Origin of the sequence: Candidatus Azobacteroides pseudotrichonymphae genomovar. CFP2 (assembly GCF_000010645.1) — a bacterium.
Lineage (GTDB): Bacteria > Bacteroidota > Bacteroidia > Bacteroidales > Azobacteroidaceae > Azobacteroides > Azobacteroides pseudotrichonymphae.
In genome coordinates, this window is the sequence record NC_011565.1 from 1083829 (window position 1) to 1107917 (window position 24089).

Consider the following 24089-nt stretch of genomic DNA (forward strand, 5'->3'; position numbering starts at 1 on the left):
TATATTTTAGTTTATAATCTCCATTACAACTTTTTTATCGTTAAAATGGTTTTTTACTCCTTTTATTTCCTGATAATCCTCATGCCCTTTCCCCGCAATTAATACTATATCATTAGGCTGGGCTAATAAACAAGCCGTTCGGATAGCTTCTTTTCGATCTACAATACAGATAGTTTCTTTTTGTTGAATATCGTCTAATCCAGCAAGCATATCCTCAATAATATCACCAGGTTCTTCAAAGCGAGGATTATCAGAAGTTAAAATAACCTTTTGGCTAAGTCGAACAGCTTCTCTTGCCATAATTGAACGCTTACCCTTATCTCTATTACCGCCACAACCAATCACTGTTATTATTTTTCCTTTTCTAGCCAAAATTTCATTGATAGTATTCAAAACATTAATTAAAGCGTCTGGCGTGTGTGCATAATCTACAATAACAGTAAAACCCCTCGAAGCATTTAAAGTCTCAAATCTACCAATAACAGGACGAAGTACGCTTAATAAAACCAATATTTCATCCGAATTTTGTCCTAACAAAATAGCTGTTCCATAAATTGCCAAAAGATTATAAGCATTGAATTTACCTACCAATAAGGTAGAAAGCTCTTTATCATTAATAGTCATTAATGTCCCATTAAAATGCGACTCCAAAATCCTGCTTTTAAAATCAGCCAATGATTGAAGAGAATAAAATTTTTTATGTGCTTTTGTATTTTGTAACATAAATGCTCCATTCTTATCATCTTTATTGGCCAAAGCAAAAGCACCCGTAGGAAGCAAATCAAAGAAAGTTTTCTTTACATCCCGATAAATATCAAATGTCTTATGATAATCTAAATGATCCCTGGTAAGATTAGTAAAAATACCCCCTTTAAATTGCAAACCAGCAATTCTTTTTTGATCTATAGCATGCGAACTTACCTCCATAAAAACATAATCACAACCTTCGGAAACCATTTGAACTAACAAAGTATTTAATTCTATTACATCTGGAGTAGTATGAGTAGTTGGAACGATTCGGTCATTAATACAATTGCAAATAGTAGAAATCAATCCTACTTTGTAACCCAATTTTCTAAAAACTCTATACAATAGAGTAGTGACTGTCGTTTTTCCATTAGTTCCAGTAACTCCAATTAATCGCAATTTTTTTGAAGGTTCTCCATTCCACAAAGAAACTATTTGTCCTAAAGCTTTAGCACTATCCTTTACACAAATATAAGTTACATCTGGTCGAAGAGTTACAGGTAAAGTTTGACAAATAATTGTTTTGGCTCCATTTTTAATAGATTTTTCTATACAACTATGTCCATCCATTTGAGTCCCTACAATAGCAACAAACAAATATCCAGCCTTAATTTTACGAGAATCCGAATGAACTCCAGACAAACTCAGTTCTTTGCCTTCAAATACTAATCTCATAACATTACTCTAATTGTAGTGCAACAACTTGTCCTTTTATAATGCATGTCCCTGCCGGGACAGATTGTTTAATAACTGTTCCTCTTCCAAAAATATTTACTTTCAAACCAATACTTTCTAAAGTAAAAACTGCATTTTTAGCTCCCATCCCTCTTACATCAGGGACTAGCATAGAAGTCGCTTTTTTGTCTAAAAGTATCATTCGATTATTTTTCTCGATACAATAAACAATCTCTTGTTGCCCTTCACTTCTATCTTCATAAGGGATTTTTAATTCTTCCAATATTTTTATAGAACTTTTTTTGTTGCCATTCTTCAAAATAGGTATTAATGAATGAAGTGTATCTATCGGAAATAATCCTATATTAGAAATAATATTCCTTGCATATATTTCTTCTGCAATATTTTTGAAAACCGAACCGCACATAATCCCCCCCGAAGATATTCCCTTATGAGGCTTTCGCATAACAACGATACAAGAATATTGTGGATTCTCTGCTGGAAAATATCCACAAAATGACACTTGATAAAATAATCCTGCTGATTTATATCCCGCAGTCCCCTGCGAAATTTGTGCCGTCCCAGTCTTACCGACAATGCGTACCTTGTCAGAATGAGCTGGCTTTCCTGTTCCGTCAGGCATATTTACTACATCATCCAACATCTGACGAACAGCAGTCAATGTAGAAAAAGAGCAAATTTGATCATTAATCACTTGTGTGTGTTTTTTCTCTACAATTTTGTCTCCTTCTCTAATTTCCCGAACAAATATAGGTTTGAGTAATTTTCCATTGTTAGCAATAGCATTGAAAAATGCCAATATATAAATAGGAGGAATTTGTATTTCATAACCAAAAGACATCCATGGCAATGTAGTACGTGACCAAAGTCTACTCCTATCTTGAGGATGGCGAATCTGCGGAATTCCATAGCCAGGTATCTCCAAATCCATATTTCTATGAAACCCTATCTTATAAATACCATCTATATATTTTTCAGGCTTATCACCATAAGCCTTTTCAATCAAACGAGCTACACCGATATTAGATGAATAACGAATACTTTGAGATGCAGTAATCTTCCCATATCCACCACGCTCAGCATTGTGATCTTTCAAAAGTCGTCCTCCAATCATCACCATCCCATTCTCTGTATCTACTGAATCTCCTGGACTAATCAACCCATCTTCTATTGCCACCATCATAGAAACTACTTTGAAAGTTGAACCAGGTTCAACTAAGTCGGAAACTGCATAATTTTGGGCTTCCCTCCAAATACCTTCTCTCACATGCCTCATATTGGTAATAGCTTTAACTTCCCCTGTAGCAACCTCCATTACTACAACTGTACCCGATTCGGCATCAAATTCTTCTAATTTATTCAATAATGCTTTTTCCGCAATATCTTGTATTGTGATATCAATAGTCGTTACAATGTCTTGACCTACAACAGGCTTTACATCAACAACATTAATATATCGCCCATACACTTTTCGCCGCGTTCCTATACCACTTCTTCCACTCAAACAATCATTGTAATATTTTTCAAGCCCATTCTTGCCCCCTTTCCCTAATTCTCCATAAACATCTCCAATAGTTCGTGAAGCTAACGTTCTATACGGTTTTATTCTCCTTACCAATTCTTTATAATATAAACCAGACTTGTTACGTCCCTGATTAAAATAAGGCATTTGACATATTTCTTTCCACTGAATATAATTCACATCTTGATCTAACAAACGATACTCTCTATTATTTTTGGAACGAGTTTCCCATCCTTTCATAATATGAATTTCATATTGCTTTGCCGACTTTTGAGGAAACATCTTGTGTAATTCCACAGCAAGATCCTTCACATGCTTTTTCAAAGTATTTTCCTTAATAGCTTCTGCACAAAAATCAACAAATAAACGATATCGGGACTCAGAAGTAGCCATCAACTCATAATTAGCAGAATAGATATTCCCACGCATAGCTGGTATTTGTATATTAGGATGAATTTGTTTAAGACCAATCTTTCTCCAAGTTTTTCCATAAACAAACGAGGTAATACATGCTTTCACAAAAATAGAAGCAGCAAATACCAAAATAGCAATTGCTATTAAAGCATAATACATTATCGCTTGTTTATCTATAAATTGCTTTTCAGACATGTCCAAACTTTACTTCGTTGACATTGAAAAAATTCTCATCAATAATCAATAATCTCCTACTCCTTTTTAGATACTAATGCATTAAAATTTTTCAACTTCATCAAATTCAAACACCCCACTTCCAAAGTGTATTCAAAATTGTCCTAATTACTCTCTATAATTTTGGTTAATTATTTGAATAACAGATATTCGCTTCAATTTTACCAATTCTTCTTTGCCATTAGATTAGACCAATCTAACTCCCCTTTTCTCAAAAAGAATACCAATCGTTTTTTATTTAAATTTTAAGATTTTAGCGTGTTTCTAGTTGCTGTACCCTATATCTTCTTTCTCTCCAACTTTATTCATAAACCAAAACATCTTATTTGCTGAATGTTTCTCACTATTTATTCCATTTTTCTCTCAATTTCTATGATTTATTACAACTTCATACTTTTTCTTCTCTAATCGCTTATTTTTTATGTAATTCAAATGCAGGCGTTTCAGAAATGGACAATTCTATCTCTCTTGATTTCAGCAATTTCTCAACCTGTGATAAACGACTACGAAAAGCTAATTCCGCCGAAATAGACAAATTTTCATACTTTATATCTTTTAATTGTTCTCTTAAAGTTTCTACCTCTACTAATTTTTTCATACAAGAATATTTATTACTAATGAAAAATACTATCAATACCAATATCAATATAAGCAGCTTAGATTGCTCAAAAATAAAATTTTCTGCTAAAATATCACCTCCGATAATATATCGAAAGTTTTTCTTTTTTCGTTTTACTACACTATTATCCTCATTATTCATATTTTTTCAGCAATCCTTAATTTAGCACTTCTCGAACGAGGATTTCGCTTTACTTCCTCATCACTTGCGACAATTACCCTATGATTAATGATTTTAAAAGGAGATAAAAAATTACCATAGAAATCTCTCTCAATTTTCTCATAAAAACTACCCGTCTTAAAAAAAAATTTAACCAAACGATCTTCTAGAGAATGATAAGTTATTATTGCTATTCTTCCACCTGACCTTAACAACTGTTTCGCTTGAATAAGCATTTCCTTCAAAGCATCCAGCTCTTTATTTACTTCAATCCGCAAGGCTTGAAAAATTTGAGCCAATTGTTTTTCTACTTTCCCTTTTCTTACAAAAGGTTTGAGAATATCCAAAAAATCTTGTACAGTCTGTATCTCCCTTTGCATCCTCGCTTGAACAATTGCATGTGCAATACTCGCCGAATTTTTCAACTCACCATATAAATCAAACATATCAATCAATTTATTTTCCGAATAAGTATTTAAGATATCCGCAGCAGTCTCTCCTTTTCTCTGGTTCATACGCATATCTAAATTGCCGATAAAACGAAATGAAAATCCTCTATTACAATCGTCAAAATGAATTGAAGAGACTCCCAAATCCGCCAGTAATCCATCTATTTCTTTCACATTATGCCAATCCATAAAATGAGCGAGATAACGAAAATTACTTCTCACAAAAGTAAACCTAATATCAGAAAAGATATTTTTTTCACTATCTTCGTCCTGGTCAAATCCATACAAATGACCTGTATTCCCCAAGCGAACTAGTATTTCTTTAGAATGCCCCCCTCCACCGAAAGTTACATCTACATAAATACCCCCACTACAAACATTCAATCCGTCCACACTTTCCTTTAAAAGGACCGGTATATGGTGATAAACAGACGTTTTGTCCATAAACTGATCTTGAATTTCAAATTCAATTAAATTGTTTAGGTACAAAAATATAACTATTTCCTACAATCTTTCATAATAATTTATTTTTACCTTTAGCATTACGTATGTAAGCTCAATAGATATTCAAAAATTGTACAAAACATCGAAAATAAAAAATACTAAATGTTATGAAAGTATTAATTCTTACAGAAAAACCATTTGCAACAAAAGCAATAGACAGTATCAAACAAATTATTAGCAATGCTTCAATGGAAGCAGTTATTTTGGAAAAATATACTGATAAATATCAGGTACTAAATGCCGTAGAAGATGTGGATGCTATTATTATTCGCAGTGATTTGATGACAAATGAAATTTTAGATGCTGCAAAAAAATTAAAAATTGTAGTACGAGCTGGTTCAGGTGTAGATAATGTAGATTTAGTAGCTGCTTCAGTTCGTAACATAGTTGTAATGAATACTCCAGGACAAAATGCTAATGCAGTAGCTGAATTAGCTATAGGAATGATGATTTATGCCTCACGAAATTTTTATGATGGAAGCAATGGAACAGAACTCAAAGGTAAAAAATTGGGTATTCACGCATATGGTAATGTTGGTCGGAATGTAGCAAAAATTGCTAAAGGTTTTGAAATGGATATTTATGCATATGATTCTTTCTGCCCTGCTGAAATTATTGAAAAAGACGGAATAAAAGCATTTACTTCAGTAGAAGAATTGTATAGAACTTGCCAATATATATCTTTACATATTCCATGCACACCAGAAACCGAATATTCTATCAATCACAATTTTTTTACAAAAATGCTTCCAAGAGCCATTTTAATAAATACAGCCCGCAAAGAAGTCATTAATGAAGAGGATTTGATAAATTGGATGGAAAACTCTCCAGAGGTCAGATATATAACAGATATAATGCCCAACAACGATAAAAAACTGAGAGAGAAATTTTCTAAACGTTACTTTTCTACTCCAAAGAAAATGGGAGCTCAAACAACAGAAGCCAATAACAATGCAGGAATTGCTGCTGCCAACCAAATTATAAATTTTCTTTTAAATGGGAATACTCAATTTCAAGTAAATTAAAAAACAAATAGTTTTATAATTCTACACATTTATAATTCTACACATCAGATCTATCTTATTTATTATTACACGATTCGTGCTATATCCTCGTTGTTGTTGTCAACGACTCACCTATCTCCTTAATAGGAGGGAAGAGGTTGCTACCAATATCTTCAAAGTCAAAGTCAAAGTCAAAGTCAAAACTTGCACGACATAGATGACTATCTCGTAACCAAAGTTGCTCTATAAATTATTCGCTCTCCTCCAGTTGTCAATATTAGAGAATATGGAACGTATCACTGCTAGAATGAATAATAAAAAACACGATAAACGATGATAACCATATTATCTATCGCTTCAACATAAGTGCCCAGATTTGAAAGATAGAAAAACTACTCACAAGGTACAAAACATAGGACATGTATATGTAAAAAATACATACCCAAAAAACATAAAAAGCAATTTTAAGATCTCTCCTATATTACAAAATAATATAGCATGAATATACCCACACACACCGTGACAGAACATAATACATTAATTACTTATTAAAAGTACTACTACAAATAAGTAGTAAATAGTAAATCTTTTTCAGATTTTTCTAAATATCTATGATCAAAAAGATTTACGGAAATCGTAATATAATTTTTTAGCTAATTTACATGCAAAATTTGTTAATAAAATCCCTTCACAAAATTTGAGACCTACAAGTAGGCCGATAATGAACAACGAACAACCAATTTCCAAAGTAATCCCAAAACTCATCAAAGTAACTTACCATAGGGCAATTATAGACATTTGACAAATAATCAAATTTATTTTTGACTGATTCAAATAAAATTTTGAATTTGTTATTCTTATACATTTTCTTAAAGCTCTTTCAAAAATTTATATTCAACTTTTGAAAAATAAACTGTTTGGTAAATCTTTTCGCAATTTTAATTACCTATACAGACTTATCAATTCCCAACTCAATTACGATGATCGAGCCGCTTGAACAACAATAAGTGTCGTGACAAAAAATCGGAAAAACAATCAAAAATCAATCCACTTCCCTCCTCTATTTGAGAACAATTCAATAATAAATTTCAATAAATCTATTTTTCGTGTTAGATATTGCCGATATCTAAACTTCCAAATATTCTGAATTTTCATTCCCGTTTTTCATCCAAAAAGATTTCCTCTGCAGAGGGAATCTGCTCAGTCCAACCAAATTCAATCAATTCTGTTTATCATATGCTTTCAAAATAGCTAAATTGGTCTGCTAATGATCCATTTTTGGGAAACTTCATTTCTTTTCATTCTTTCTTACTTATTCCAGTTAGTAGTTTTCTCCAAACTCATACAAATGAATTGTTATATATCTCCTCCTGTTTTTAATATGTTTTTTGAAAAACAATCTGTTCTAATGAGGATGCCAGAAATAGAACATTAGGATTGCATTTATTGCGAATAATATCGTTTTCGAACACATATTGCATCCAAAAATCATCGTCCACTACGATGATTGATTGAATCAATGGCAAATCTTATAATCAATATGAAAATAAATTGACATTTATTCCGATAAAAGTTCTCGCAAAAAAAATTAATCTTTCCCGCAAAAATTTCGAAAAACTCGTACTAACAAGTGTATCGTCACTACTATGGCCATTGTCCAACTTTACTTTTGATAATTATATTTGCCCAGTTTTTTCCCAATTTTTGAAATGTGCATCTATCGCAACGGAGAGGTTCCCCATAATGAAAAAGATTATCGGAATGGGCAAGTTTGTTTTTTACTCCTTTCTTTCCGAGAATAACTTTTAGCTTATCACTTGTGCTTCCCACAAAATATCTTTCCCGTATTTTTTGTTGCAATAGGTGAATTGCATATTCACTATAATTGATGCAAGGGATTTGTACAAAACAACATGCTCATAATTATTTTCTTTTTTGTATCGGCTAATAATACACTTGTACATTTTATTATTCCAGCTGATGCATAACAAACTCCATCAAGTAAAACGAACGATACAAAATCTAAGCCTTTTTTGTTGTACTTGTAATTTAGGTATTCACGTTCACGGGAGAAGTCATCATTTCAGTGTCACTGGCAACCAAATGTAGAGCATTACCTATTTATTTCAAAAATACGTCTAACAACAAAATTTAGCACCAAGATCTTTTTTCAGAGACAACAACTGAAAAGAAGACCCATTTGGCAATTTATCTCTTTCAGTTCGATTTGGAATGCTTGTGCATTTCTTCGAATCCAATTTCGTAAAGACGAAAAGAAGACGATTAACTGTTTTTGGATCAAGTATTCTATACTCAATTGTGTTTAGTGATTCACAAGTTTAATAACTTTTATTTTCCATTTTCAAACCTTCCTCTACGTTAATCAGCGTATTCCGCTGTCATAAATTCAATATCAGAATAAAACTCATTATCTTTCCATCAAATACATGTGGAGTTATCTACATGTATATCAATTACTTCTGCTTTAACACCTTACGTCTCTGCTAAAACATGACCTCCCGTGCCAACAAGAATTTCCACTATTTTCAAAATCAAATCTACTAAATGAGTGCATGAGTTATATCTTTGTGAAGATTCAACACGCAAAATGCAGAATATAGAACAAATATCCTTTCAAGCAAAACACCGAATGCATCCACGAGATTTATTTTAACCGTTTCAAATCAGTCTTCGGGCTGAAGACTGAAGTCCCACCTCAATCTTATCAATCCTATCCTATAAAATAAAAAGCCAAACTCACTACATTTCACAAAATGCAATACAAAACATACAAAGACAGCATACAAGGACGCGTACCAACCACATTCCCACAGGACTCCCCTCCCTTTCAAATGGAATTCTGATACTAGTGGAGAATAAGGGACTCGAACCCTTGACATTCTGCGTGCAAAGCAGACGCTCTAGCCAACTGAGCTAATTCCCCTTTTTGACAGTAGTCCCAGACAAAGTTGAACTGCCGACCCCTTCCTTATCAGAGAAGTGCTCTAACCGACTGAGCTATAGGACTATTTTTGGGTTTTGTAGTTTTGCTTCACTGGTTTTTTTTAAGATACTTGTTTTCAATTGCTATAGAAAGTTCCATAATTTGTAGTACAAATGGAGATCCTCTGTATTGTTTTTGTTATGTTGATAACTTGCTCCAGAAAGGAGGTGTTCCAGCCACACCTTCCGGTACGGCTACCTTGTTACGACTTAGCCCCAGTTACTGATTTTACCTTAGGACGCTCTTTTCAGTTACATACTTCAGGTACTTCCAGCTTCCATGGCTTGACGGGCGGTGTGTACAAGGCCCGGGAACGTATTCACCGCACCATGGCTGATGTGCGATTACTAGCGAATCCAGCTTCATGGAGTCGAGTTGCAGACTCCAATCCGAACTGAGAGAGATTTTCGAGATTAGCATCCTGTTGCCAGGTAGCGACCCTTTGTTTCTCCCATTGTAACACGTGTGTCGCCCCGGACATAAGGGCCGTGCTGATTTGACGTCATCCTCTCCTTCCTCACACCTTACGGTGGCAGTCCCAATAGAGTCCCCAGCATTATCTGATGGTAACTATCGGTAAGGGTTGCGCTCGTTATGACACTTAAGTCGACACCTCACGGCACGAGCTGACGACAACCATGCAGCACCTCGGTATTTGCTATTGCTAGCTACATCTTTTCGGATGTATTCAAATATCGTTCGAGCCCGGGTAAGGTTCCTCGCGTATTATCGAATTAAACCACATGTTCCTCCGCTTGTGCGGGCCCCCGTCAATTCCTTTGAGTTTCACCGTTGCCGGCATACTTCCCAGGTGGAATACTTAACGCTTTCGCTCGACCACTTGCTGTATATCGCAAACAGTTAGTATTCATCGTTTACTGTGTGGACTACCAGGGTATCTAATCCTGTTTGATACCCACACTTTCGTGCCTTAGTGTCAGATATGGTCTGGTAAGCAGTCTACACTATTGGAGTTCTTCGTAATATCTATGCATTTCACCGCTACACTACGAATTCCGCCTACCTCGTCCATTCTCAAGTCTAACAGTTTCAATGGCAATTTCCTTGTTAAGCAAAGAGATTTCACCACTGACTTATTAGACCACCTACGCACCCTTTAAACCCAATAAATCCGGATAACACTTGCATCTTCCGTATTACCGCGGCTGCTGGCACGGAATTAGCCGATGCTTATTCGTAAGGTACTTGCAATACACTACACGTAGTGCACTTTACTCTCTTACAAAAGAAGTTTACGATACATAATACCTTCTTCCTTCACGCGATTTGGCTGGTTCAGACTTTCGTCCATTGACCAATATTCCTCACTGCTGCCTCCCGTAGGAGTCTGGTCCGTGTCTCAGTACCAGTGTGGGGGGACAACCTCTCAGTTCCCCTATCCATCGTCGGCTTGGTGAGCCGTTACCTCACCAACTACCTAATAGAACGCATGCCTATCCATAACCGATTATTCTTTAACGAAGAATACCATGCGGTACGCCTGTATTATTGGGTATTAATCCAAATTTCTTTGGGCTATTCCCGAGTTATGGGTAAGTTGCATACGTGTTACTCACCCGTTCGCCGGTCGTCAGCATCCGAAGATCTGTTACCCCTCGACTTGCATGTGTTAAGCCTATCGCTAGCGTTCATCCTGAGCCAGGATCAAACTCTTCTTTGTTAATTTTTTTACTTTTAATTCTCATGCTCCTTATCAACTAAACGATATTCGACAAAAAATCCCCTCCGGATATTCCTTAATTATTTCGAAAGAAATACCTCGAAGCTTGTACTACGTAAATTATGGAAAAATTTCAAAGATCAAAATAATGCCATGGCTTTCGCAAAGCCGGTCATAAAGCTATTATTTATTCTAAATAATGTCAAATCTAGATCTCAGTATCCAACCTACAAAAATATAAAACATTGATTAAAAATCAAAAATAAATATAGATTAACTCATTCTATTCTTATAATCATCATAATTAAACTTCCGATAAATTTCTAATTTATCATTTATTTTCCATATATATATATCCGGGTGAGGAATACCATTGAACATGGTGGTTTTTACTACTGTATAATGAATCATATCTTCAAAAATGATTTTATCTCCGATTTTTAATTCCTCATTAAAAGACCAATCACCTATAAAATCTCCACTTAAGCAAGAATTACCACCCATGCGATAAGTAGGTTTTCCTTCTATTACCTTTTGGAGAGCTCCTCTAATTCTTGGTTGATAAGGCATTTCAAGACAATCAGGCATATGACAAGTGAATGAAATATTTAAGATAGCTGTTTCTACTCTATTGTTTTTTACAATATCTACTACAGAAGAAACTAATACCCCTGTTTGCCAAACAAAAGCAGCACCCGGCTCTAGAATAATCTGCAGGTGAGGATATTTTTTTCTAAAATTTTGTAGCAATTCTATCAAATGTGTTATACTATAGTTTTCTTGTGTTATTAAGTGTCCCCCCCCCATATTTAGCCATTTTATTTTGGAAAATAAATCCCCAAATTTATCTTCTACATGGTTTAATGTATTTTCTAAAGCATACGAATTGGATTCAAATAAGGTATGAAAATGTAATCCCTCTATACCTTCGGGTAGATTGTTTCCTAATTCTTCTCGTGTAATACCTAAACGTGACCCTGAAACAACAGGATTGTATAAACTAGTTCTTACTTCTGAGTATTCGGGATTGATTCGTAATCCACAGGAAATCTTTGTCAAATTATTCAAAGTTTTTTTGTAAAAACGGTAAAATTGTGACATAGAATTGAATGTAATATGCGAGCTACAAGATTTAATAACCGGAAACTCTTCTTCGGTATAAGCAGGGGAATAAGTATGAGCTTTACTTCCCATTTTTTCTAAAGCCAATCTTGCTTCCCAAGCAGAGCTCGCTGCAGAATAATTAACATACTCTCTGATAATTGGGAATGATTTCCACATAGCGAATGCTTTAAAAGCAAGTATGATTTTTATTCCTGCTTGTTCTTGAACCGATTTTATTAATGAAAGATTCTTACGAAGCAATTTTTCTTCTATTACATAAGCAGGAGAAGGTATTTTAGAAAAATCAATCATTATTTTTCAATATGATTCTTGCTCATTTGGGAAATTAGCATTTTTTACGTCTTGAACATAATGTTCTACTGATTTTTTAATAACATTGTACAAGTCCGCATAGCAACGAAGAAAACGTGGAGCGAAACTCTTATTAATTCCTAACATATCTTGCAAAACCAATACTTGTCCATCTACGTAAGGACCTGCCCCAATTCCGATAAGAGGGATGGATAATTTTTCAGATACTTGTTTCCCTAATTTAGCAGGGATTTTTTCCAAAACGATACTAAAACAACCTAATTCCTCTAATAAACAAGCATCTTCCATTAACCTTTGAGCTTCATCTTTTTTTTTTGCCTGAATGGAATAACCCCCAAGTTTATTGATAGATTGTGGAGTCAATCCCAAGTGCCCCATAGTAGGAATGCCAGCCGAAAGTATTCGCTTAACAGATTCACAAATCTCTTTCCCTCCTTCTATTTTAATAGCGTCGGCACCCGTTTCCTTTATTATACGGATAGCCGAATGAACGGCTTTTTTAGAATTTCCCTGGTAAGAACCGAAAGGCATATCAACACAAAGCAAAGCTCTTTGCACAGCTTTTCGTACCGATTGAGCATACCAAATCATTTGATCTAAAGTAATAGGAAGAGTAGTTGTATTCCCTGCCATCACATTGGAAGCTGAATCTCCAACTAAGACTATATCCATTCCAGTCTTATCTATAATCGAAGCCATAGAATAGTCATAAGCGGTAATCATAGAGATTTTTTCGCAATAGGATTTCATTTCGATCAAATGTTGAATAGTAATTTTACGAATATCTCCTGTGTGCAAGGGCATAATTATCAATATTATAATCGTAAATCATAAGATTAATCAAAACAATTTGGATGATTCGAAGAAACACAATCTTTTATTATATAAAAGAGGATAAAAAACAATGTTAAAGAAACAATGGATAGCCACCAAGTAGTTCCACTTCCAATATTATTTATTCTCTCCACCATTTTAGGATTATCTTGAAATATATAAGAATTTATAACACCTAAAAAATTATTCATAAAATGTGCTAGAATAGAAATCCAAATATTACCTGTATAATATAAAAGGTAGCCCAAATAAGCTCCAAGCAACATACGAGATAAAAATCCATAAAATTGTAAATGGACTATACTAAACAAAATAGCCACTATCCAAATAACCAGGTACTGATTTTTAATGAATCTATTTAAGAGATTTTGCAAAATACCTCTAAAAATAAACTCTTCTCCTATGGCTGTAAATATACATACTATCAGAATATTAGAAACCAAATCCTGCCAACGATAAACGTATAACATTCTCTCGATAACATTTTGAGAAAGTTTTTCATAATTTTTCATCCACGCTTCCAATCCGTTTAAGCATTTTGGGAAAACCATTTGCTGGTTAAAAACATAGATACCATTCAAAAATGGTATAATAACCAATATACTCAACATTACCAAACCAATAATAGAGCCCTGAAAAGCAGTATCAATGTGCAGATAACTTTTATAATTATCACTAAATAACCAAGCACAAATTATTGCTGGGAAAATAAATACTCCTATAGTTTGAAAAAATTGCATATTTTTCATCCATTCCGGAGATTCTCGAACTATCATTAAAGATTCTGTTCCAAATTTCATTATTAGAATGATACTGCTCATTATAGAAGTCATTGTTAATCCTGCTATAGTTGTAAAAACTAATATTAAAAATTGTGTAACTACAGATGATTGTTCAAATCTCCCTTTCAATTTCACTATTAATTTCATTGTTCTTAGTTTTTTTACCAAAAATACTACTCCCTATTCTCACCATTGTACTCCCTTGTTTAATAGCTAATAGATAATCACCACTCATTCCCATTGATAACTCTTTAAAATTTTTTTTGTCGAAAAAATATTGATTCTTCAATTTCAAAAAAAAATTAGAAAGTGAAGAAAATTCTTTTGTTATTTGATCTTGATTTTCTGTAAAAGAAGCCATCCCCATCAAACCTATGATATCTACATTTTTAAAAGTTTTCCATAGTTTATCACTAAGTAAGTTTTCAACTTCTCCGAAAGAAAAACCAAACTTATTTACTTCCTTTGCAATATGCATTTGTAATAGAACTTTTATTCTACGATTATATTTCAGAGCACAATAATTTGTCTTATTTAAAAGTCGAAAACTGTCTATCGAATGGATTGTATCCACAAAGGGAACAACATAATTGAGTTTGTTCGTTTGCAAATGTCCGATAAAGTGCCATTCTATATCCTTTGGTAATTGTTGGTATTTGTGATATAATTCCTTTACTTTATTTTCCCCAAATAGACGCTGCCCTGCATTGTAGACTTCGAGAATAGATTCACTGTTTTGAAACTTCGAAACTGCTACTAAACGAACACCTTCTTTTAAATGCTTCCTTATATAATTTAGTCTATCGATTACGTTCATGAATTCCTACTAATAATTACATAACCTAACACTATTTTACGATGAAAGCGGCTACACTTATACTTGAGAATATATACTATAACCACCAGAGAAAGAATTAAAACTAATGAGTTTTTTATGGTGTTTTTTTCATTCTCGTTAATCTTCCACCATAAAACATGCTAAAGTTGTCATTAAATTTATAATTGTAATGTTTTATTTATTTCTTCGATATAATTCAAAATTTCATCTCTTCCTATTTTGCGTTCTGAAGAAGTTACAAAAATAGAAGGGAGTTCCTCCCAATTTTTCAATAAAGTACTTTGATAGACATCAATATTTTCTTTCAGGGATTTATTCGATAGTTTATCAATCTTTGTAAATACGATTACAAAAGGAAAACCATTCCCCCCTAACTGCTGAATAAATTCTGTATCGTTTTTTTGGGGATTATGACGACAATCTATTAACACAAAAATACAAGTCAATTCTTTTTTGCGTTGACATAAATAGTTATCTATAATTCTTTGAAGAGTTCTACGTTTTTGTTTTCCTCCTTGTGCATAGCCATAACCAGGCAAATCTACTAAATACCACTCATTGTTAATCAAAAAATAGTTGATCAATTGTGTTTTCCCAGGAATAGATGATGTTAGTGCGAGACCTTTTTGACCTGTAAGCATATTGATGAGGGAAGATTTCCCAACATTACTGCGTCCAATAAAAGCATATTCTGGGAAACCATCTCGTGGACATTTACCAACATCCGTATTCCCAACAACAAATACTGCATTTTTAATATCCATAACATTGTAAAAATAAGAATCCAAATAATCTAAAAAAACATAAAAACATATTGTTTTTTACGAAAATATTGTACGATCATTAAGTGCACATTTACACTCCAATGTTGTTGTTTTTAACAACAAACTTGGAAAATTTTTATCCTAAAAAACCAAAGGTACAAAATAAGCATTTTAATCTAAGTTGGTAAGGTTATACAACGTGAGTAAATAAAAATGGTGAACTAAATCCTTATTGGGTACAGAAATATTAAATGTACCAGTAAATGATTATGAAATGAGGTATGAAAATGGGTTTTGTTTCTTGTATAAAAACTATATCTTTGCTTCTCTATCTGGGCTCTATAAATGTTAACAAAGCTGATAGGGCACGAAATAAAAATCACAAATTTAGTTAATGAAAATCAGGGAAGAAAGTCTCGTCAGAGATATCAAAAAAAAAATAAATTAATAGAAATTAAGATTTTTCAAGAATGGCACACCCTAAACGAAAAACCGGTAAAAGCAGAAGGGACAAAAGAAGAACACATTATAAAGCCACACTTCCTCAAATAGCTCTCGACCCAACAACAGGTGAGTATCACTTATATCATAGAGCACATTGGTACGAGGGAAAGTTGTACTACAAAGGTAAGGTAATCACAGATAAAACATCTGTGGGAGAGGTTTAAATATTATAAATTGTATAAACTCCTGAAATTTGGGAAATGAGGTAAAATTATCTTTCAATTTTAAGATAGTTTTGTTAAAAAAGTATAGTTTATGAATAAGATCCATGCTGTGATAACAGGAATAGGGGGTTATGTCCCCGAATACAAGTTAACTAATGAAGAAATATCTACAATGGTAGATACTAGTGATGAATGGATTCTTAAAAGAATAGGCATCAAGGAAAGAAGAATACTTAAACCAGAGGAAGGGAAAGGAATCACCTATTTAGCTTTGAAAGCAATAGAAGATTTGAAAAGCCGACATGATTTTGATCCTTTGGAAATAGATGCTGTTCTTTTTGCTACTGCTACTCCCGATTATCCATTCCCTAATTCTGCTAGTTTGATTGCCCATAAAGTGGGAATAACCAATGCTTTTGGATTTGATATGGAAGCTGCTTGTAGTGGATTTATATATGCTTTGGAGGTTGCTCAAGGTTTTATTGTTTCTGGCAAACATAAGAAAGTAATGATAATTGCTGGTGATGTGCTTTCTGTATTTATAGACTACAGTGATCGGAATACTTCTCCGATTTTCGGCGATGGTTGTGGTTGTGCTCTGGTAGAAGCAACTATGGAAGATATAGGACTTGTAGACTCTATCATGCGTTGTGATGGAAGCATTCCTGAGAGTTTGCATGTATATGGAGGAGGGTCAGTTAATCCTACCACTTATGAAACAATAAATAATAAACTACATTATGTTTGGCAAGATGGTAAGGTTGTTTTTAGGCATGCAGTATCGAACATGGCAGATACTTGTCAAAAGTTAATTTCGAAAAATAATTTATCCAAAGATGAAATTGATTGGGTAGTCCCGCATCAAGCAAATTTACGTATTATAGATGCTGTAACAAATCACCTGAAAATTTCCCGTGAAAGAGTGATGATTAATATAGAAAAGTATGGGAATACAGGTGCGGCAAGTATTCCTCTCTGTTTGTGTGAGTGGGAATCAAAATTACACAAGGGGGATAAAATGATTTTTACTGCTTTCGGAGCTGGCTTTACATGGGGGGCCACTTATTTGAAGTGGGGTTATGACTCGCATTGATTTGCGTTGAGATTTTTTTTTGTAAACTGCAGAAATTAAAATGAGCCATCTTTGTAAGATGGTTATTTTTGAAGGAAGGATTTTTCGTATTCAGTGAGTTTAGTCACAAACTAAAAAACTTGTTACAATAATAATTTTTCCAAATACTAAGGAGAGATGGCAGAGTGGTCGATTGCGGCGGTCTTGAAAACCGTTGAACTGAAGGGTTCCCGGGGTTCGAATCCCTGTCTCTCCGCCAAATACAATTGTAAATGCCCGAAGTTCAATGGGATACATAAAAATTCCTAACTGCGTTTGAATAGTCGTAGTAAATTTGCATATGATTATTTGGATTTCAACAAATGAGATTATTTGTAATGTTAAACCCTTTCTCTATACTAAATTCAATTATGTGGTTGGCTTCAACATAATAATTACTCTTATTTGATTCCTTCAAAAAGGGAATTGAATAGAGAAATATTGATATAATTGATATAAAAGAATTCAAAAGACGCTAAAAAGTAATGTTCAACGCAATTACTTTCACCTACAAGGTACAGAACAGATAGTTGCTATAGTTAATTTTATAAAAAGGAGACCGTTTTATGATTTATAACAAAAAGAAGATAGGAAAATAGTCTTAAGAAAGGCTTCTTTCTAGTAAAGAATAAGAATCGTCCAAAAAATCAATGGAGGTGAAGCTTACATAGGAGCTTCGTCTGTCGAAAATTAGCATGGCTAACTTAGCTGAAGTAGAAATGAAAGAATCATGATAAACCAAAGGGAAGAAGTATGCATTCTAGGAATCAGATGGGTAAAAAAAACAACTAAGTAAAAAAATGACAAGCTGGACGATGAGACAGCTAAGTACAATTATAATAGTTTTTAATATGGAGCTAAAATCTTTTGATGTACAAAAAAATTGCAAATTCTTTCTCTAGTTGCTTTGGGAGATGAAAAAAGAGCCTAATAGAGAAAGCAAAAGTTTTGTGTATGAACGCGAGGAGCGCTTATATATAAGAAAACAAGATTTCAACAAATCCAAGAAAATCATCTGTAATATGCTCTCTAGTATGGCTAGTTAAGGCTGGGAAGGGAAAAAAGTATAACAACTGACTAATTCCAAGAGTGACGACAAATGACCATTCTATGGACTTCTGACACAGAAGAGATACCAAACGTAAAGAATATATATTTGGAAAGAGAGTGGAAAACCCACTGCCCTATTCTAATAGGATGACGATACGTTGTAGGATAGTTTTGTCTATAGACCAAGTCTTTTCTTCTTTACCAAAGTGCAGTAAAAGAGAGAGCTAAGCTTTCTCTATAACAAAATATTCAAGAAGTATGTTTACATATACATACTATAACTTATATAAGCATTGTGAGTACACAATGAAATAAAAAAAGGAGAGGAAATAAAAAAAGGAGAGTCCATAACGGAAAAGTTCCGTAAAAATATGTAGATAGGGAAATAAAGCGAAATATTCTAAGTAAAGACGACAACTTTTTGCCAAGCAGCACATGCTGAACACATACGCTCATATTTATAAAGTTTATAAAAGTCCTATGGATGAATATCTATAGAGGCAAATGACGCTTTTGCAACAAAACATTGAGTAAAAAGAAAAATATAGAACTCCAAGGGAGGGAAGTACTATCCTAATGCATAGTTATAAACAACATATATACCTTCCCTATTATCTATCTATTCAAATAGAATATGAAATATCATTCTCAGTATTTATAATACTATTTGTATTGTCTTGCTCTTCTTTTCATTGGGGAAAGCGAAACAAGGCAATTCAAACAAAAAAATTAGTCTTTTCATAAAATTGTCAAGCAGTTCTAAAAATAATTTTCACCTGCAGAAAAGAAGCTGTTATAACACGGTAATTTTAATATCCCAATCAACCAAATTCAAGTTTTATCTAAACTTTTTATAATCTAATCTCAAATTTTCAATTGCAATTCGTAATTATAAATCCAGCCTGTTCTAAATCCCTCCAATAGTTAGGATAAGATTTACTAACCACCTCAGGCGTATCTATACTAATTTTTTTCAATTTTAGACAAACTGGAGCAAAAGCCATTGCCATACGATGATCTTCATAAGTTAAAATAACAGGATTATCTTCTTGTTTGCACCTTTCACCCTTCCATTCCATAGTATCCCCAGTACAATCCTTAATTCTAATTAAATACCCAAGTTTACGCATTTCTTTCTGCAAGGCAGTAATGCGATCTGTCTCTTTTATTCTCAAACTTTGTAACCCTTTAAAACAAAAAGGAATATTAAGCAAACAACAACTTACAACAAAAGTTTGAACTAAATCTGGTTCATTAACAAAATTGTAACTTAACATTTCTCCTGTAAAACGAGGTAAAATAGGAGACAAGGTTGTTGAAATTTCTTTTCTTTCGCCTAAAGTAGTAAAGACATCAAACATTGTTTGCACTCCTAATTTTTCGAATAAAAATCGTCCTTGTGCATCTCCCTGTATACTATTTTCTTCTAGCCCTAATAACTCTATTAAAGAATCTTTCGAAGCCAAAGCTATTATTTCATACCAATAAGAAGCTGCCGACCAATCACTTTCCACTTTAAACGACGAATGCATACGATATAACTGAGGACGAATCCATATAATATTTTCCTCCCACTCAACCCGAATTCCAAATACTTCCATCAAACGGATAGTCATCCCAATATACGGTCGAGAAATTATGATACCTTCCAATTGCATAGTCAATCCTTGTTCCAAAACAGGAGCAATCATCATCAATGCAGAAATATATTGCGAACTAATTCCGCCATCTAAAGAGATTGATCCCCCTCTCAATTTTTTACCAACAATATACAAAGGCGGAAACCCTTTCTTTTCAAGGAAACTAATTTCAGCACCCAATTGACACAAAGCATCAGTCAATATCCAAATTGGACGATTTTTCATTCTTTCCGTTCCTGTAATACTCCAATTACCTTTTCGTTGAGATAAATAAGCTGTAAGAAAACGCATAGAAGTCCCAGCCGCACCAATGTCAAAATCAACATCATCTGACTGTAAAGCATATTGCAATGCTTGGGTATCATCACTATCCGAAAGATTCTCTATAAAATAGATATCATTTTTGCTCAAGGCATTCAAAATCAAAACACGATTGCTAATACTTTTAGAAGCAGGTAATTGTACAGAAGTATTTATGTACAAATCAGCAGGTGGCTGTACTTTATAAATCATAAATTAAGCACTTTATTTGAGGCAATGAATTGCAAATTCATCCATATCTCTTTTCAAGAATCTATATTCCAATATATTAGTACAAAATGTAATACATAACCATGGATGAACTCTAAAAACCAATCATAATAATTATTCAAATAGCTAAACTAACCCAAAAGAAATTATAGACTTCATCCTATAGTTATAATATATTTCAGATTTATCCATAATTAGTTCTTTATTGGTCCTTCGTCAAATATATTAATATATTTTTAAACCTTGTCATTTTTCACCCTATAACCCTATGTAGAAGAAGTCTATATTATTATTCCCTTCTGTTCTGTATTTTATCCCATAACCAATTTATGTTTCCCTTTGATGATAAAATTTTATTTAATGGAATAATTGGCAATTTTCACCTCAACATACAAAATGTAGATGTAGAATCTAAGTATACAAATAGATTTCTTAATGAATTTTTCTTGTCAAGTTCCTTATGGGAATCTAAATAGAGAGATATCTCCAATTTTTAATACCATATTAATACAATAAATAACCATATAAATGAAAATATTCAAAATACAGATACCACTTTAGATTCGATCTATGAAACTCTGACTACCTACATTGTTTTTTGGGTTGAACACCGACATTGACGTTTTTTTAACTAATTAAAAATCAATAACTAAAATTGATAAATTTGTAAAAAGGCGATTCAATACATGGCATACATTGTTAGAGTAGTGATTGTACATAAAATCTCACCGAAACATATTGTCAGAATAAAACTACAATTGTTAGAATAAGTTTTGATATTATTTAGAATAATATTGAATTATTATAAACTGAGATTTTTGTGTCTTACTTTTTTATTTCCTTTTTGTACAGTTGGTTCATGTTTTTTTTTAAACTCGCAATATACTATATAAACTACTTGAATTTGAATACATTTTTGCTAACGAATGAATTACAAACAAATGCTTTTGTAATACTTTTTCATTTTTTGATTAATTCCAGTATAACTTGTTTAATTCAAAACATTTTTAAGTACTTCAATAGATGTTAAAGTTCAAAATTAAAGGACATAAAAAATATTCCCATTAAATTAAAAATATCACTTTTACAAAGCAATTTCTTTATTTATTGATATCAAAAACATAAGAGGACAAAGCAAATGATTAAAGAAAACTTTAACAGTATTAAGTATTATAAAAATTCTATTAATATTTTACTTTTCAAGTTCTTTTACAACATATTTTCGTTTAATTGTATTGAACAGGAAGAATAAAACTCCTAAAATTCCATTACATTTGTTTAAGAATAAAGGACAAGCACCTAAATAAATTGAACAGTCAATAAGCATAAATCTAAACAGAAATGAAAAAAGACGAATTAATTTTCAAACTAATCGAACAAGAAAACAATCGTCAATGCGAAGGTATTGAACTAATAGCTTCTGAAAATTTTGTAAGTCCTCAAGTACTAAAAGCAGCTGGTTCTATACTAACTAACAAATATGCTGAAGGTTATCCAAGAAAACGATACTACGGAGGGTGCCAAATAGTAGATGAAATAGAACAAACGGCTATAGATCGTTTAAAGCACCTTTTTCATGCTGAATGGGTAAACGTACAACCCCATAGTGGAGCACAAGCTAATATGACTGTATTCTTAGCCTGTCTTCAACCCGGTGACTATTTTCTAGGATTAGGACTATCGCACGGAGGACATCTTAGCCATGGATCTCCTGTTAATTTTTCTGGGCTTTCCTATAAAGCTCTGGAATATGGTACAGAAAAAGAAAATGGAAAGATTAACTACCAACAACTGGAATATGTCGCAATGGAAAAAATACCTAAATTAATTATCGCTGGTGCGTCTGCCTATTCTCGCGATTGGGACTATCAGCGGATCCGGCTTATCGCTGATAAAATCGGAGCAATTTTTATGGTAGATATGGCTCACCCAGCTGGATTAATTGCTGCTCAACTTTTAGATAATCCACTTCATTATGCACATATTGTAACTTCTACTACACATAAAACACTACGAGGACCTCGAGGAGGAATCATCCTGATGGGGAAAGACTTCGAAAATCCTTGGGGTAGAACTACTACAAAAGGCAAAATTAAAATGATGTCTGAAATATTGGACTCGGCACTATTCCCTGGTGTACAGGGTGGGCCATTAGAACATATTATTGCAGCTAAAGCCATTGCTTTTTACGAAGCGTTGCAACCAGAATACGTTGTATATCAAAAACAAGTAAAGAAAAATGCTCAAGTAATGGCAAAAGCATTAAATAGCACAGGATATAAAATCGTTTCTGGAGGAACTGACAACCATTTGATGCTGGTTGATCTTCGTTCAAAATTTCCCACATTAAGCGGGAAACAAGCTGAAGTAGCACTTGTTAGTGCAGATATTACTGTCAACAAAAATATGGTGCCATTTGATAACCGTTCACCATTTCTTACTTCTGGTTTGCGTTTTGGAACTCCAGCTATCACTACACGTGGCGCAAAAGAACCTCTTATGGAAGAAATAGTAGAACTGATAGATACAGTTCTATCCAATGTAGACAATGACAAAATAGTCTCTTCTGTCAAAAAGAAAGTGAATATTTTAATGAAAGATTATCCTTTGTTTGCATGGTGACTAAAATAATATGAAATGAAATACAAACGTATTCTTCTTAAACTTAGTGGAGAGTCTCTGATGGAAGAAAAACAGTATGGATTTGATGAGAATCGTTTGTCTGATTACGCTAAACAGATAAAAGAAATAAGTGAAATAGGTATTCAAGTAGCTATTGTAATGGGAGGAGGAAATATTTTCAGAGGATTGAATGGAACATTCAAAGGTTTCGATAGAGTAAAAGGTGATCAGATGGGCATGTTAGCGACGATCATAAATAGCTTGGCTTTAAGTTCTGCCTTGGAAAAAGAAGGAATGAAAAGAAAAGTATTCACATCTATAAGGATGGAGCCAATAGGCCATCTTTATTCTAAAGAAGATGCCATAGAAACATTAGAAAAAGGAGAAGTAGTAATCATATCAGGAGGTACAGGTAATCCGTTTTTTACTACTGACACAGCTTCTGTTTTACGGGCTATGGAGTTAAATGCTGACATTATGTTAAAAGGAACTCATGTAGACGGAATATATACTGCTGACCCTAAAAAAGATCCAACAGCAACCAAATTTGATAGAATTTCCTATGATGAAATATACAATAGGGGTTTAAAAATTATGGATTTGACTGCTACTGCCTTAGCAAAAAATAATCATTTACCAATCATTGTTTTTGAAATGAATACAATGAAAAACTTAAAAAAAATACTAAGAGGAGAAAAATTAGGAACCTTAGTTCACAACTAAAACAAATATAGCATTTGCTAATGCTCTAAGTAGAAAATCTTTATAGAAAAATATTA

General features: G+C 33.2%; 16 protein-coding genes, 3 tRNA genes and 1 rRNA gene. 7 read left to right on the forward strand and 13 right to left on the reverse strand.

Annotation, left to right across the window (positions count from 1 at the left end; genetic code table 11):
• Positions 1-6 precede the first annotated feature (6 nt).
• The 4 genes from CFPG_RS04380 to rsmH all read right to left on the reverse strand — a co-directional run bounded on the left by CFPG_RS04380 (position 7) and on the right by rsmH (position 5284).
• A complete protein-coding gene (locus tag CFPG_RS04380; protein WP_012573758.1) occupies positions 7-1422 on the reverse strand; it encodes a UDP-N-acetylmuramoyl-L-alanyl-D-glutamate--2,6-diaminopimelate ligase in 1416 nt (471 codons plus the stop codon).
• Positions 1423-1426: 4 nt separating this feature from the next.
• Positions 1427-3574 (reverse strand): penicillin-binding protein, encoded by a 2148-nt coding sequence (locus CFPG_RS04385; RefSeq protein ID WP_012573759.1) that lies wholly within the window; start codon positions 3572-3574, stop codon positions 1427-1429.
• 451 nt (positions 3575-4025) lie between these two features.
• Complete coding sequence (locus CFPG_RS04390) at positions 4026-4373, reverse strand: FtsL-like putative cell division protein (protein WP_012573760.1); 348 nt, start codon at positions 4371-4373, stop codon at positions 4026-4028.
• Positions 4370-5284, reverse strand: coding sequence for a 16S rRNA (cytosine(1402)-N(4))-methyltransferase RsmH (gene rsmH, locus CFPG_RS04395; protein WP_012573761.1), 915 nt, complete (start codon positions 5282-5284; stop codon positions 4370-4372). Before rsmH ends, CFPG_RS04390 begins: the two co-directional genes overlap by 4 nt.
• A gap of 167 nt (positions 5285-5451) precedes the next feature.
• Here rsmH and CFPG_RS04400 point away from each other — a divergent pair, with 167 nt between their 5' ends.
• The gene (locus CFPG_RS04400; protein ID WP_012573762.1) at positions 5452-6369 is read left to right on the forward strand and encodes a 3-phosphoglycerate dehydrogenase; all 918 of its coding nucleotides are present in this window, start codon (positions 5452-5454) and stop codon (positions 6367-6369) included.
• A gap of 2849 nt (positions 6370-9218) precedes the next feature.
• On the opposite strand, the gene CFPG_RS04410 is transcribed toward CFPG_RS04400, so the two are convergent.
• The 8 genes from CFPG_RS04410 to yihA all read right to left on the reverse strand — a co-directional run bounded on the left by CFPG_RS04410 (position 9219) and on the right by yihA (position 15688).
• Positions 9219-9292: transfer RNA gene (locus CFPG_RS04410), tRNA-Ala, on the reverse strand.
• Between the two features lie 10 nt (positions 9293-9302).
• Positions 9303-9376 (reverse strand) — tRNA-Ile (locus CFPG_RS04415).
• 136 nt (positions 9377-9512) lie between these two features.
• Positions 9513-11033 (reverse strand): 16S ribosomal RNA (locus CFPG_RS04420).
• Positions 11034-11306: 273 nt separating this feature from the next.
• Positions 11307-12449, reverse strand: coding sequence for a carboxynorspermidine decarboxylase (gene nspC / locus CFPG_RS04425; protein WP_012573763.1), 1143 nt, complete (start codon positions 12447-12449; stop codon positions 11307-11309).
• Positions 12450-12455: 6 nt separating this feature from the next.
• Positions 12456-13274, reverse strand: a complete 819-nt coding sequence (gene panB, locus CFPG_RS04430) for a 3-methyl-2-oxobutanoate hydroxymethyltransferase (RefSeq protein ID WP_012573764.1) — start codon at positions 13272-13274, stop codon at positions 12456-12458.
• Positions 13275-13306: 32 nt separating this feature from the next.
• Entirely contained in the window at positions 13307-14233 is a 927-nt protein-coding gene (locus CFPG_RS04435; RefSeq protein WP_012573765.1) for a CPBP family intramembrane glutamic endopeptidase, read from the reverse strand.
• Entirely contained in the window at positions 14199-14903 is a 705-nt protein-coding gene (locus tag CFPG_RS04440; protein WP_012573766.1) for a YggS family pyridoxal phosphate-dependent enzyme, read from the reverse strand. Before CFPG_RS04440 ends, CFPG_RS04435 begins: the two co-directional genes overlap by 35 nt.
• Before the next feature lie 179 nt (positions 14904-15082).
• Positions 15083-15688: a ribosome biogenesis GTP-binding protein YihA/YsxC gene (gene yihA, locus CFPG_RS04445; RefSeq protein WP_041572574.1), complete on the reverse strand. Its 606-nt coding sequence runs from the start codon at positions 15686-15688 to the stop codon at positions 15083-15085.
• A 345-nt stretch (positions 15689-16033) separates the two neighbouring features.
• On the opposite strand from yihA, the gene CFPG_RS05690 reads away from it, so the two are divergent.
• From CFPG_RS05690 to CFPG_RS04460, 4 genes are all read left to right on the forward strand, one after another.
• Positions 16034-16240, forward strand: coding sequence for a hypothetical protein (locus tag CFPG_RS05690; RefSeq protein WP_041572466.1), 207 nt, complete (start codon positions 16034-16036; stop codon positions 16238-16240).
• On the forward strand, positions 16159-16356 hold the full coding sequence (rpmF, locus tag CFPG_RS05400) for a 50S ribosomal protein L32 (protein ID WP_012573768.1): 198 nt from the start codon (positions 16159-16161) through the stop codon (positions 16354-16356). The genes CFPG_RS05690 and rpmF overlap by 82 nt, the downstream gene beginning before the upstream one ends.
• Before the next feature lie 91 nt (positions 16357-16447).
• Positions 16448-17449 (forward strand): beta-ketoacyl-ACP synthase III, encoded by a 1002-nt coding sequence (locus CFPG_RS04455; RefSeq protein WP_012573769.1) that lies wholly within the window; start codon positions 16448-16450, stop codon positions 17447-17449.
• A gap of 150 nt (positions 17450-17599) precedes the next feature.
• Positions 17600-17687, forward strand: a tRNA-Ser gene (locus tag CFPG_RS04460).
• 1702 nt (positions 17688-19389) lie between these two features.
• On the opposite strand, the gene CFPG_RS04465 is transcribed toward CFPG_RS04460, so the two are convergent.
• Complete coding sequence (locus CFPG_RS04465) at positions 19390-20670, reverse strand: 3-phosphoshikimate 1-carboxyvinyltransferase (protein ID WP_012573770.1); 1281 nt, start codon at positions 20668-20670, stop codon at positions 19390-19392.
• A gap of 1359 nt (positions 20671-22029) precedes the next feature.
• Here CFPG_RS04465 and glyA point away from each other — a divergent pair.
• Positions 22030-23310, forward strand: coding sequence for a serine hydroxymethyltransferase (gene glyA, locus CFPG_RS04470; protein WP_012573771.1), 1281 nt, complete (start codon positions 22030-22032; stop codon positions 23308-23310).
• A gap of 15 nt (positions 23311-23325) precedes the next feature.
• Complete coding sequence (pyrH, locus tag CFPG_RS04475; RefSeq protein ID WP_012573772.1) at positions 23326-24033, forward strand: UMP kinase; 708 nt, start codon at positions 23326-23328, stop codon at positions 24031-24033.
• Positions 24034-24089: the final 56 nt, after the last annotated feature.